This window comes from Pseudomonas sp. TAE6080 (assembly GCF_018732265.1).
GTDB classification, from domain to species: domain Bacteria; phylum Pseudomonadota; class Gammaproteobacteria; order Pseudomonadales; family Pseudomonadaceae; genus Aquipseudomonas; species Aquipseudomonas brenneri.
The window spans coordinates 34,644-47,628 of record NZ_JAHIDY010000014.1; the positions used below are offsets into that span (position 1 = coordinate 34,644).

The following is a 12,985-nucleotide window of genomic DNA, read 5'->3' on the forward strand; positions in this document are numbered from 1 at the left end:
TCGCGAAAAATCATAATAAAGAGAGAACGCCATGTCACAGAGCGCCGCCGCTACCCTGGCCAACGATGACGACAAAAACGCCGTCTACAAGCGCATCACCCTGCGCCTGATCCCCTTCATTTTCATCTGCTACCTGTTTAACTACCTGGACCGCGTCAACGTCGGCTTTGCCAAGTTGCAGATGCTCGACGCCTTGAAGTTCAGCGAGACCGTGTACGGCCTCGGTGCCGGGATCTTCTTTATCGGCTACGTGCTGTGTGGTGTGCCGAGCAACCTGGCACTGACCAAGTTCGGGCCACGGCGCTGGATTGCGCTGATGATGATCACCTGGGGCACCCTGTCCACCTGCCTGTTGTTTGTGACCACGCCGACGCACTTCTACACCTTGCGCCTGTTTACCGGTGCCGCTGAAGCGGGTTTCTTCCCGGGCGTGGTGCTGTACCTCTCGCAGTGGTTCCCGACGTTCCGTCGTGGGCGGATCATGGCGCTGTTCATGTCGGCGATCCCGGTGTCCGGCTTGCTCGGCAGCCCGTTCTCTGGCTGGATCCTCAACCACTTCGCCGCAGGCCAGGGTGGCCTGGCGGGCTGGCAGTGGATGTTCCTGCTGCAAGGCGTGCCGACCGTGATCCTCGGCGCTCTCGCCTACTTCCTGCTCAGCGACAGCTTCGCCAACGCCAAATGGCTGACCGCCCATGAACGCGCAGTGCTTGAAGCCGACCAGGCCACCGACCTGGCCAACAAACCCAAGACCACCAGCGATTCGCTGCTGGAAGTGTTCAAGAACCCGGCGATCTGGGCGTTCGGCCTGATCTACTTCTGCATCCAGAGCGGCGTGTACGCCATCAACTTCTGGCTGCCGTCGATCATCAAGAACATGGGCTTTTCCGATAACCTGGTGATTGGCTGGCTCAGTGCGATTCCGTATCTGCTGGCCGCGGTGTTCATGTTGTTGGTAGGCCGCTCTGCCGACCTGCGCAAGGAACGGCGCTGGCATTTGGTGGTGCCGATGCTGATGGGCGCTGTCGGCCTGATCATCGCAGTGAACTTCGCCACCACTCCGGCCATTGCCATCCTCGGCCTGACCATCGCCACCATGGGCGCCCTCACCGGCCTGCCGATGTTCTGGCCGGTGCCCACCGCCATGCTCAGCGCCGGCGCTGCAGCGGGCGGCCTGGCGTTGATCAACTCCATGGGGCAGATGGCGGGCTTCTTGAGCCCGTATGTGGTGGGTTTTGTGAAAGATGCCACTGGATCCACCGACCTGGCGCTGTATCTGCTGGCAGCGGTGATTGTCGCGGGTAGCGTGTTGGCATTGCGCATGACCCGTACCCTGAAGGCCTGACGCGGTCAAAAAATGTAGGAGCAGCTTTTTGTGGGAGCGGGCTTGCTCGCGAAGACGGCGTCTCAGTCAATACACAGGTTGACTGATCCACCGCTTTCGCGAGCAAGCCCGCTCCCACATCTGGTTCGGTGTTTACAGCAGGCCGCCGCTGTCGAGGCCGGTGATAGCTGTGTCGAATGATCTAACCCTATAACCAAAACCCCTCTAGCCCGGGCTTTTCAGCACTGTTCAAAATCGAACAGCAGTTCAACACAGGTGTCGTTTTTTGGCATAAGCGACACGCTGATTAAAACCAAATACCCCACAACAACGCCCTTCTGGTCTTGGCATGCTTTCTGCTCTATCCCTGCCAGAGATTGACTATACGAATAGAAACTCGCCTCCACTCGTAGCCAATCACAGGGAATGCACAATTGAAGCTGATCTCAAGGCCTCTGCCTCAACTCTCCTCCAGCTCGTTTAAAACCGTCAGTGCCCTGACCTTGATCCTCGCCTCCCAATGGGCCCACGCCGAGGAATCACGCCTGCAGACCGTGACGGTGCAGGCCAGCAAGGTCACCGCCAGCGAAGAAGCCCAGCTCAAGCTCGACGAGGTGGCCGGCGGCGTCAGCCTGGTCAAGGCCGCCGATGTCGAACGCGGCCGCTCGGCGACCCTGGAAGACACCCTCGCCTATCAGCCCGGCGTGTACGCGCAGTCTGCGGGCGGCAACGATGCGATCAAGATTTCCATTCGCGGCTCCGGGGCCAATACCTCGCCTGGGTATTTTCGCGAAGGCACCAAGTTCCTGTTCGACGGCCTGGCCCTGACCGGCTCCGGCGGCACGCCCTATGAGCTGCTGGAAACCCAGGGCCTGGACTACACCGAAGTGCTGCGCGGGGCCAATGCCTTCCAGTACGGCGCGCTGTCGTTGGGTGGCGCGATCAATATGGTGACCCACTCTGGCCTGACTGCACCGGGCAATCACGCGCGCTTCGAGGCCGGCAGCTTTGGCTGGCGCAAACAGCAACTGAGTACCGGCGGCGTGGTGGACAACGGTGACTACTACGTCAGCCTGAGCAACTCCGAACGCGACGGTTACCAGGACTGGACCTTCACCAAGGCCAAGGGCGTGGTGACCAACTTCGGCTACCGTTTCAACCCCAAGCTGGAAACCCGGCTGTTCGTGCGCTACCGCGAGGAATATCACGAAAGCTCCGGCACCCTGACCAAGGCCCAGCTCAAGCACAACTCGTCGCAAACCAACCCGGTGGCCCTGGCCAGCCGCGATGATTCGACCAAGCGCGGGTCGACCTGGGTCGGCAGCAAGACCACCTATACCTTCGACGATGACGCCACCCTGGATTTTGGCCTGGTCTACCACAACTACCCGCAGGTGCTGTACCGCAAGAGCACGGTCAACCCCAACTACTGGGACTGGCGCGACCTGAACCTGTCGCTGACCTACAACCGCAGCGACCAGATCCAGGGCCATACCAGCAACACGTCCCTGAGCCTGACCAGCACCCAGCACCTGCAGGCCGGGGTCAAGACCTACAACGGCAACCCCGCTTCCAGCACCTACGGCGCCCTGCAGAAACAGGCGCGCTACACCGGCTCGTTCGACCGTGTGTTTGCCGCCGGCAACGACCTGCAACTGACCGATCGCCTATGGCTATCCACCGGCCTGTCGCTGAGCCAGATCAAGCGCGATATCGAAGTGCGCTACTCGGACCGCGCCAATACTTCGCCCTACCCTGACCACTACAACTACGACAGCTGGAATGTCGCGCCACGCCTGGGCTTGCGCTACGAAATCACGCCGGACTTCCAGGTATTCGGCAACGTCAGCCGCTCCATCGACCCGCCCAGCAGTTGGTCGTCTTCAGGCTCTGGGGTGGTCAGCAACTACGCCAAGACCCTCACCGAGCAGAAGGCCAATACCGTCGAGTTTGGCGTGCGCGGCAAAGCCGGGATTTTCGACGGCAGCCTCGCGGTGTACCGCTCGTGGATCAAGGATGAACTGCTCACCGTCGAAGTGATTCCAGCCACCCGTACCACAGCAGCGGTCAACTCGACGTCCAACGCCAGCCCGACCATCCACCAGGGCATCGAAGCCGGCCTGGACACCGAGCTGTGGCAAAGCGCGCGTGGCGAAAAAGTCAGCCTGCGCCAGGCCTACACCCTCAACGACTTCTACTACCGCAACGACGCGCGCTTTGGTTCCAACGAGCTGCCGGGGCTGCCCAAGCACGTGTACCAGGCCGAGCTGCAATACCGCCATCCCGACGGGTTCTATGCCGGGGTCAATGTGCGCTCGGTATCGAGTACCGCCGTGGACTACGCCAACACCCTGTATGCGCCCTCCTACACGATCTTCGGCGCCAAGCTGGGGTATGAAGCCCCGAGCAAGAAATGGCAGGTGTACCTGGACGTGAAAAACCTCACCGACCAGAACTACGTTACTGCCATCCAGCCGATCTACGACGCCCAGGGCAAAGACGTTGCCGCGCTGTATCCAGGGGACGGCTTTGGCGCCTTCACCGGTGTGGCGTTCAACTTCTAAGGTGGGAGCCTTCACGATGCCGATCAATCACTGGGGCAGGTTCGGCCTGCTCCTGGGGTTGCTGCTGGTGAGCGCCTGCTCGCCGGACGCCCCACCGCCCAGCTCGGTGCAGCGGGTCGACGGGCACCTGGACGCCCAGGGCCTGCTCAGCTATGACCCCAGCGACTACCACGAAACCCGCCAGGGCACGCCGGGCGGCACCCTGCGCATGTCGGCGGCGCTGGATACCGGCACCTTTGATGTGCATTCCAGCTACCACGGCAACGTGCAATGGCTGGCGCGGATCGTCTACGACTGCCTGCTGTATCAGGACGAGAACGGCAAGATTTCGCCCTGGCTGGCCAAGTCCTGGGACGTGTCCGAAGACGGCAAGACCTACACCTTCCACCTGCGCGACGACGTGACCTTCAGCGACGGCGCAAAATTCAATGCCGAGGCGTTGCGGATCAACCTGGAACATATGCGTGACCCGGCGACCAAATCACCGCTGGCCGCCGCGTATATCGCGCCTTACATCGATGGCAGGATCATCGACGAGTACACCTTCGAGGCGCACTTGCGCGAGCCCTACTCGCCGTTCCTGTATGTGTTGGCGCAGTCCTGGCTGAGCATGGTCTCGCCCAAACAGATCCGCGAAGCGCCCAAGAGCATCGCCGAGCACCCCATCGGTTCCGGGCCATTCGTGCTGCAAAGCTATACCCGCGAACAAGGTGCGACCTTTATCAAGCGCGCCGACTATCACTGGGCACCACCGGTTACCCGGCACATCGGCCCGGCCTACCTGGACCGTATCGAGCTGAGCATCGTCCCCGAGGCCATGACCCGCTACAGCACCCTGCAATCCAAGCGTTCGGACTTCACCCTGGATGCCCCGGCGCAAAATACCGCAGCAATGCGCGCCTCGCAGAACCTGGTGGTACGCAACCGGATTCGCATGGCCAGCCCGTATCGCAGTGTCACCTTCAACACCCTGCGCTTTCCATTCGACGATGTGCGCGTGCGCAAGGCCATCGCCCAGGCCATCGACCGTGACGGCCTGGCCTGGATTGCCGGGTTCGGCGAGCTTTTAGCGAAAAGCGATTACCTGGCGGTGAACACACCGTTCTACGACCCGGCCTACCGCGATGTACTGAAATACGACGTCGACGCCGCCAACCGCCAACTGGACGAAGCCGGCTGGACCCAGCGCGATACCCAGGGCTATCGGGTCAAGGACGGCCGACGCCTGTCGGCGCAACTGCTGGGCTTCGAAAGCCCGTCATTCCCCAGCAATGTCGCGGTTGCCGTGCAGGCGGACGTGAAGAAAGTCGGCATGCAACTGAGCATTCAAATGATGCCCCTGGCCCAGCTCACCGACCGTCGTACCGCTGGCAATTATGACGCCATCGGCGGCGGCTATTGGCACACCAACACCCCCGACGGCCTGTACATCCTGTACCACAGCGACTCGCGGGCCTCGCCCACCAAAAGCGGCAACAACCTCAGCAACCTCAGCGACCCGCACCTGGACCAACTGCTCGGCGCAGCTCGCCGCTCCCATGACCCGGTCGAACTGCAGGCCCTGTACAGCGCCGCGCAACAACGCCTGACCGAAGTGGTGCCAGCGGTACCGGACTTCGAGAGCCAGGTGCTGATCGCCTATCGCACGGCGGTCAAGGGGTTGATCTTCGACGCCGTGCACAACACCCCATTCTTTACCAGCGTGTGGCTGGACCAGGAGGCACCATGAAACAGCTTGCCGCTCGACTACTGGCCGGCGTGGGCGTGCTGTGGGGCGCGGCCACCCTGACCTTCGTCGCCATTCATTTCAGTGCCGGCGACCCGGTGCTGGCGATTCTCGGCGGGCCGGACGCCATCCCCACCCCGCAGCAACTGGCTCAGGTTCGCGAGGAATACGGCTTTGACCAGCCGCTGTGGGTGCAATACGGGCGCTACGTGGGTCGGATTGCCCACGGCGATTTTGGCGAGTCATACCGTCTGCGTATTCCCGTCACCGAGGCGATTGGCAAGCAGATCGGCGCCACCTTGCAACTGGCCCTGAGCGCTGCACTGTTGGCCATCGGCCTGGCGCTGGCCAGCGCCGTGCTCACCGCCAAGCGCAACCCCTGGGTACGCCGCGTGGCTTCAGCCAGCGAGCTGGTGCTGTCGTCATCGCCGTCGTTCGTGCTGGGGATTTTGCTGTTGCTGGTGTTTTCCTTCCAGTGGCCGGTATTGCCGCCGGCAGGCTCCAACGGCTGGCAAACCCTGATCCTGCCGACCATCGCCCTGGCGTTGCCGATTGCCGGGATGCTCAGCCAGGTGCTGCGCCAAGAGCTGGAAGACATCCTCGAACAACCCTTTATCGCCATGGCCCGCGCGCGCGGCCTGTCGCAGACCGCCGTGCGCCTGCGCCATGCCTTGCGCCATGCCCTGGTGCCGCTGGTGACCCTGTCCGGGTTCATCTTCGCCAGCCTGTTGGGGGGAGCCGTGGTCACCGAAATGCTGTTCGCCCGCCAGGGGATCGGGCGAATGATGCTGGATGCGGCCGTGGCCAAGGATGCGCCGGTGGTGCTGGGGATCACCTTGTTGGCGGCGCTGGTTTATGTGGTGGTGAACCTGTTGGTGGATGTGCTGAACGGGTTGATTGATCCACGGGTTAAACCGCGATGACGGCTGGTTCACACCATCTGCTTTATGTGGGAGCGGGCTTGCTCGCGAAGGCGGAGGGTCAGTTGATAAATATTTGACTGATACGCCCCCTTCGCGAGCAAGCCCGCTCCCACAAAAGCCCGCTCCCACAGTGGATCACCGACAGCTTCAAATACTGTATTCAAGTAAGGAACCGAACATGAGCGACACCCAACTGCACGAACGCTTCGCCCCGGTTTTCCAGCGCATTGCCCAGGGCGCGGTGCAACGTGAGCAGGAGCGTACCCTGGCATTCGACGCCGTCGCCTGGCTGAAAGACGCCGATTTCGGCGCCCTGCGCGTACCGCGCAGCCAGGGCGGCCTGGGCGCGACCCTGCCTGAGCTGTTCGCCTTGCTGATCGAGCTGGGCAGTGCCGATTCGAACCTGCCACAGATCGTGCGCGCGCATTTTGGCTTTGTCGAAGGCCGGCTTGTGAGCCAGGACAGTGACTCCCAGGCGTACTGGTTTCCCAAGGTCGTCGCCGGGCAATTGTGGGGCGCAGCCATGGCCGAGCGCAGTGATACCACCACCAACTCGGTGACGCTCAAGCCCACCGCCGCAGGCTGGCAACTGGACGGCCAGAAGTATTACTGCACCGGCACCTTGTATGCCGACTGGATCGCCGTGGCCGCCGCCGACGGTGCCGACTTTATCAGCGTGGTGGTGCCCACCGATGCGCCCGGCGTGACCCGCGTAGATGACTGGGATGGTTTTGGCCAGCGCCTGAGCGGCAGCGGCACCACGCGCTTCGACCGGGTAGCCGTGCCCGAACATCAGGTACTGCGACGCTTCAAGCCCGGCGAATTGCGGGCCGAGTCATATATCTCGGCGTTCTACCAGTTGTTCCACCTCGCGACCCTGGCCGGGATCGCCCGGGCCGCGTTGCGCGATGCCGTGGAGTTCGTCCAGGGCCGCACCCGCGCGTTCGGTATTCCCGGGCAATCCAGCCCGCGCCTGGACCCGCTGGTACAACGGGTGATCGGCAAGCTGTCGAGCCTGTCCTATGCCGCCGACAGCCTGGTACAGGCCACCGCGCAGGTGCTGCAAACCACCCATGAGGCCGTGCTCGACGGCTCCATCAACGAAGCGCAATACGTCGACGCGGATGTGCGCACCTATCAGGCCCAGCAAGTGATCCTGCCGCTGGTATTGGAAGCCACCAGCCTGCTGTTCGAAGTCGGCGGTGCCTCGGCCACCAGCCAGGTGCGGCGCCTTGACCGGCATTGGCGCAATGCCCGCACCCTGGCCTCGCACAACCCGGCGATCTACCGCGAACGGGCCCTCGGCGACTTCTACCTCAACGAGGTCAGCCCCGCTGCCGCCTGGCGCGCCGCCCAGGAACAGGCGGTGGCTGACCACCCCGAGCATGCCAGCGCCCGCGATGAAGCCAGCGCCGTCTAACCCAAGGAACTTGCATGAAAGCGCAAATGAGCATTGGCATGAACATCCTCGGTTTCGGCGCGCACGCGGCGGCCTGGCGGGTCGGCGAAGTGCCGGCGGATGCCTATCTGGATGTGGAGTACTACCGCAATATCGCGCGCATTTCCGAGCGCGGCACCCTCGACGCGATCTTCCTCGCCGACGGCCCAGCCCTGGCGGGCGATGTGGCCACGCAGCCGGTGGGCCGCCTGGAGCCGACCATCTTGCTGACTGCCGTAGCCCTGGCCACGCAGCACATCGGCGTGATCGCCACCGCCTCCAGCACCTATAACGACCCCTACAACCTGGCCCGGCGCTTTGCCTCCCTGGACCACATCAGCGCGGGCCGCGCGGCCTGGAATGTGGTGACCAACGCCACCGACGCCGCCGCGCAGAATTTCGGCCTGGCCAACCAGTTGCAGCACGGGGAGCGCTATGCCCGCGCCGAGGAGTTTATCGATATCGCATTCAAGCTCTGGGATAGCTGGGAGGACGACGCGATCATCGGCGATGCCAGCAACGGGCGCTACGCACACCCCGGCAAGATCCACACCCAGGACTTTGTCGGCCAGCACTTTTCCATCAAGGGCCCGCTGAACCTGCCCCGCTCGCCCCAGGGTCGCCCGGTGCTGGTGCAGGCCGGTTCGTCGGAGGGCGGCAAGGCCCTGGGCTCACGGTATGCCGATGCGATTTTCACCACCCAGACCAGCCTGGAAGATGGCCAGCACTTCTACCGCGACATGAAGCAACGCGCTCGGCAATGGGGGCGCAACCCCGAGCACCTGAAAATCATGCCGGGCCTGTCCACGGTGATCGGCAGCAGCGAGGCCGAAGCCCATGCGCGCTTTGATCAACTCAATGCCTACCACGGCGAACATGGCCTGATCCAGCAAGTGGCCGCGCGGATCGGCATCCCGGCCGAGGAGCTGGCGCTGGATGCGCCGCTGCCGTGGGCGCGGATCGGTGAAGTGGGCACTTATGAGAAAGGCTCCCAAGGGTTTCTCGAAGCCCAGCTCAACCTGGCCCGCCGCGAAGGCTTGACGGTGCGCGAACTGTCACGGCGCATCCTGGTCGGCCATCGGTTGCTGGTGGGCACCCCGGAACAAGTGGCTGACAGCCTGGAGCACTGGTTTCTTGCGGGCGCGGCCGATGGCTTCAACATCATGCCGGACATGTTTCCTTCAGGGGTCGAGGTGTTTGTCGATGAGGTGGTGCCGCTGCTGCGCAAGCGCGGGGTGTTCCGCCATGAGTACAGCGGCAGCACGTTGCGTGAGCACCTGGGGTTGCCGTATCCGCAGAGTCAGTATGCGAGGAGCCTGGCATGAGCACCTATATAGCTCCCTGGCGCTTTACCCTGGCCTTGCCGAACACCTTTCGCCCCGGCCTGTCACTGGCCTGGCTGTTTGTGATCGGCTTGTTGGTCGCGGCGCTCGTGCCGCACTGGCTGACCGGCGTCGACCCACTGGCTGCCGCCGCCCGCAACGCCTACCTGCCGCCCAGCAGCAGCCACTGGCTGGGCACCGATGAAAACGGTCGCGATGTACTCGCCCGCCTGATCCACGGGGTGCGCCCTTCACTGTTGATGGGCCTGGTGTCCACGGCCATCGGCCTGGGCGCCGGGATCATCCTCGGCTTGGCGGCAGGCCTTGGCCCGCGCCTGGTGGATGGCGCGATCATGCGCTTGATCGATGTATTGCTGGCGTTTCCCGACTTGCTGCTGGCCCTGGTGATCATCACGTTCTGGGGCCAGGGCCTGTGGATCACGCTGATCGCGGTGGGCGTGGCGAGCATCCCGCGCTTTGCGCGAATGGTGCGTGCGCAGACCCTGGTGGTGCGCGATGCGCCCTACGTCGAAGCCGCCACCACCCTCGGCCGGCATCGTGCAGCCGTGGTGTTTAGGCATGTGCTACCCAATGCGATCAAGCCGATCCTGATCCTCGCCACCATCGGTATCGGTCACAACATCATCACCGGCGCGGCCTTGAGCTTCTTAGGCTTTGGCGCTTCGCCGCCCGCGCCGGAATGGGGCTCGATGCTCGCCATGGGCCGCAACTACCTGGCCAACGCCTGGTGGCTGGTGGCCTGGCCGAGCGTGGCAATCATCCTGAGCGTGGTGTCAATCACCGCCATTGGCCGTGACTGGCTGGCGCGCAGCGAGGGTAAATCCCGATGAGTACGTTAGTGGATGTGCAAAACCTGCGGGTGCAGTTTGGCCACACACCGGTTATCAAGGGTATATCGTTCAGCCTGGCCGCCGGTGAATGCCTGGCGTTGGTGGGCGAGTCTGGCTCGGGCAAGACTGTGACCTCACGCACCCTCAGCGGCCTGAGCGGCGCCGGATCAAAGGTGCAGGCCGAGCGCCTGGCGTTTGCCGGCACTGACCTGCGCCAGTTGGATGACCGTGCCTGGCAGGCCCTGCGCGGTGCGCAGATCGGCTTTGTGATGCAGGACGCCCTCGGCTCCCTCGACCCCCTGCGCCCGGTGGGCAAGGAAATTGCCGAACCGTTGCGCCTGCATACTGAGCTGGGTCGCGCTGAGCGCCAGGCACGGGTCATCGAGTTGCTACGTTCGGTGGGTGTCCCACAACCGGAACTACGCGCGTTGCAGTACCCCCATCAACTCTCGGGCGGGCTGCGACAGCGGGCCTTGATTGCCTCGGCGATTGCCGCAGGCCCGCGCCTGTTGATTGCCGATGAGCCGACCACGGCGCTGGACGCCACGGTACAGGCCCAAGTCCTGGCGCTGCTGGAGTCCTTGCGTTCGCAAGCCATGGCGATGCTGGTGGTCAGCCATGACCTGGCGGTCGTGTCGCGCCTGGCGGACCGGGTGGCGGTGATGCATCACGGGGTGATTGTCGAGCAAGGCCCGGTGGAGGCGATCCTGCATGATCCGCAGCACCCTTACACCCAATCGCTGCTGCGGGCCGGGCGCGCCGTGCATTTCCAGCGTCCGGCCCGGGCAGCGCCGAAGCTGGCGCGTGTCGAGCGCTTCGACCTGCCATTGATCGAGGCGCGTCACCTGCAAAAAACCTTTATTGGCCCCGACGGTCAGCCCCATGTCGCGGTGCACAACGCCAGCTTCAGCCTGCGGGCCGGGGAAACCCTGGGGATTGTCGGCGAGTCTGGCAGCGGCAAGACCACCCTCACCCGCATGCTGCTGGGGCTGGAGCGCCCGGACGCCGGCGATGTGTGGCTTAACGGGCGGCCCTGGAGCGCGCTCAACGGTCAACAACGACGCCAGTTGCGCCAGCGCATTCAGGTGGTGTTCCAGGACCCGCAAAGCTCGTTCGACCCGCGCTACACCGTGGCCCGGGTGCTTAACGAGGCGCTGCAAGTGGCGGGTTTGCCACGCCAGGACTGGCCGGCGCGCACCCTGGAACTGCTGGAGCTGGTGCGCCTGGATGCCAGCGTACTCAGTCGCCGTCCCCTGGAGCTTTCCGGCGGCCAGCGCCAACGTATCGCCATTGCCCGGGCGCTGGCGCCCAACCCCCAGGTGCTGGTGTGCGACGAGCCGGTGTCAGCCCTGGATGTGTCGGTGCAGGCGCAGATCCTCGCGCTGCTGGCCGACCTCAAGACCCGCCTGAAACTGGCCTGCCTGTTCATCTCCCACGACCTGGGCGTGATCAACCAGGTCAGCGAACGGGTGCTGGTGATGAAGGACGGCGAGGTGGTGGAAAGCGGCACTGTGCGTGACGTATTTGACCATCCCCAGCATGCCTACACCCGCGCCCTGCTCGACGCCATCCCGCAGATCGACCGGCCGGCCCCGGTGCTCGAACACCACTTCATTACCTACGCCATTGCCATATAAGGATTGTCATGAGCTTTTTGTCCGTGCCAGAACTGTTGCAGCGCGCCGCCGTGTTATTGCCGCAGATCGCCGAGGGGGCCGCCGCACGCGAGCGCACCCGGCAACTGCCCCATGAGCAGATCCGCCAGTTGGCGGCGGCGCGCCTGCTGACCCTGCGCATACCCCAGCGCTACGGCGGTAGCGAGTCCAGCGTGCGCGAGGTGGTGCAGTTCGTGATCGACCTGGCGGCAGTGGATTCCAATATCGCCCAGTCGCTGCGCCCCAGCTTTGCCTTTGTCGAAAGCCTGCTGGTGCAAAAGTCCGAAGCCGAGCGCCAGTTGTGCTTTGCCCACTACCTGCGGGGCGAAGTGTTCGGCAACGCCGGCTGGGAAATCGGCGGCGCCAACGGCCAGGTCAGCGCGCGGCTTGTGCCTGAGGGCGAGCACTTTCGCGCCAATGGCAGCAAGTACTACAGCACTGGCGCGCTATATGCCGACTGGGTCAGCGCGGTTGCGCTGGATGAGAACGAGGAACCGGTATCGTTCGTGGTGCCCCGCGACCGCGAAGGCCTGGAGCTGGTGGATGACTTCGACGCCATGGGCCAGCGCCTGACCGCCAGCGGCACCACACGCCTGAACAACGTGCTGGTGCGCCGCGAGGAAATCCGCACGCGGGTGGTGGAGGAAGGCCAGCGTTCGATCATCACGCCGTTCCTGCAACTGTTCCTCGGCGCGGTGCAGGCCGGTATCGCGCGCAATGCCTTGAACGATGCGGTGGCCTTCGCAAAGGAACATGCGCGGCCAATCAAGCACAGCAGCGCCAGCCGCTCGGTGGATGATCCCTATGTGGAGCTTTCCGTGGGCGAGATCTCGGCCCGCGCGTTTGCCGCCGAAGCGGTGGTGTTGCGGGCCGCTGACAGCATCGACGCGGCCTGGGCCCACGACCTGGATCACGATGCGGTGACCCGCGCAGCCATCGACGTGGCCCAGGCGCAATACATCGCCGCCGAGTCCGCACTCAAGGCCGCCGAACTGCTGTTTGACGTGGGCGGCGCTTCCACTACCGGACGCAGCCATAACCTCGACCGACACTGGCGCAATGCGCGCACCGTGGCTAACCACAATCCACGGCACTGGAAGGCCGCAGTGGTCGGCGCCTATCGGCTCAAGGGCAGCGAGCCACCGACGTCGGGCTTGTTCTAGAGCCTTGCTCTCTGGTATTGCA

At 63.9% G+C, this 12,985-nt stretch carries 9 protein-coding genes; all 9 read left to right on the forward strand.

What is annotated here, in order from left to right:
* Window positions 1-31 precede the first annotated feature (31 nt).
* The 9 genes from KL786_RS12710 to KL786_RS12750 all read left to right on the forward strand — a co-directional run bounded on the left by KL786_RS12710 (window position 32) and on the right by KL786_RS12750 (window position 12,963).
* Entirely contained in the window at window positions 32-1,342 is a 1,311-nt protein-coding gene (locus KL786_RS12710) for an MFS transporter (protein WP_215517816.1), read from the forward strand.
* Between the two features lie 413 nt (window positions 1,343-1,755).
* On the forward strand, window positions 1,756-3,885 hold the full coding sequence (locus KL786_RS12715; RefSeq protein WP_252193708.1) for a TonB-dependent receptor family protein: 2,130 nt from the start codon (window positions 1,756-1,758) through the stop codon (window positions 3,883-3,885).
* Between the two features lie 16 nt (window positions 3,886-3,901).
* Window positions 3,902-5,614 (forward strand): ABC transporter substrate-binding protein, encoded by a 1,713-nt coding sequence (locus KL786_RS12720; protein ID WP_215517817.1) that lies wholly within the window; start codon window positions 3,902-3,904, stop codon window positions 5,612-5,614.
* Window positions 5,611-6,534: an ABC transporter permease gene (locus KL786_RS12725; protein WP_154841079.1), complete on the forward strand. Its 924-nt coding sequence runs from the start codon at window positions 5,611-5,613 to the stop codon at window positions 6,532-6,534. The genes KL786_RS12720 and KL786_RS12725 overlap by 4 nt, the downstream gene beginning before the upstream one ends.
* A 178-nt stretch (window positions 6,535-6,712) precedes the next feature.
* Complete coding sequence (locus KL786_RS12730; RefSeq protein WP_215517818.1) at window positions 6,713-7,954, forward strand: acyl-CoA dehydrogenase family protein; 1,242 nt, start codon at window positions 6,713-6,715, stop codon at window positions 7,952-7,954.
* A 14-nt stretch (window positions 7,955-7,968) separates the two neighbouring features.
* A complete protein-coding gene (locus KL786_RS12735) occupies window positions 7,969-9,297 on the forward strand; it encodes an LLM class flavin-dependent oxidoreductase (RefSeq protein ID WP_215517819.1) in 1,329 nt (442 codons plus the stop codon).
* Window positions 9,294-10,145, forward strand: a complete 852-nt coding sequence (locus KL786_RS12740; RefSeq protein ID WP_215517820.1) for an ABC transporter permease — start codon at window positions 9,294-9,296, stop codon at window positions 10,143-10,145. The genes KL786_RS12735 and KL786_RS12740 overlap by 4 nt, the downstream gene beginning before the upstream one ends.
* A complete protein-coding gene (locus tag KL786_RS12745; RefSeq protein WP_215517821.1) occupies window positions 10,142-11,782 on the forward strand; it encodes a dipeptide ABC transporter ATP-binding protein in 1,641 nt (546 codons plus the stop codon). The genes KL786_RS12740 and KL786_RS12745 overlap by 4 nt, the downstream gene beginning before the upstream one ends.
* An 8-nt stretch (window positions 11,783-11,790) precedes the next feature.
* Window positions 11,791-12,963, forward strand: a complete 1,173-nt coding sequence (locus KL786_RS12750) for an acyl-CoA dehydrogenase family protein (protein ID WP_215517822.1) — start codon at window positions 11,791-11,793, stop codon at window positions 12,961-12,963.
* Window positions 12,964-12,985: the final 22 nt, after the last annotated feature.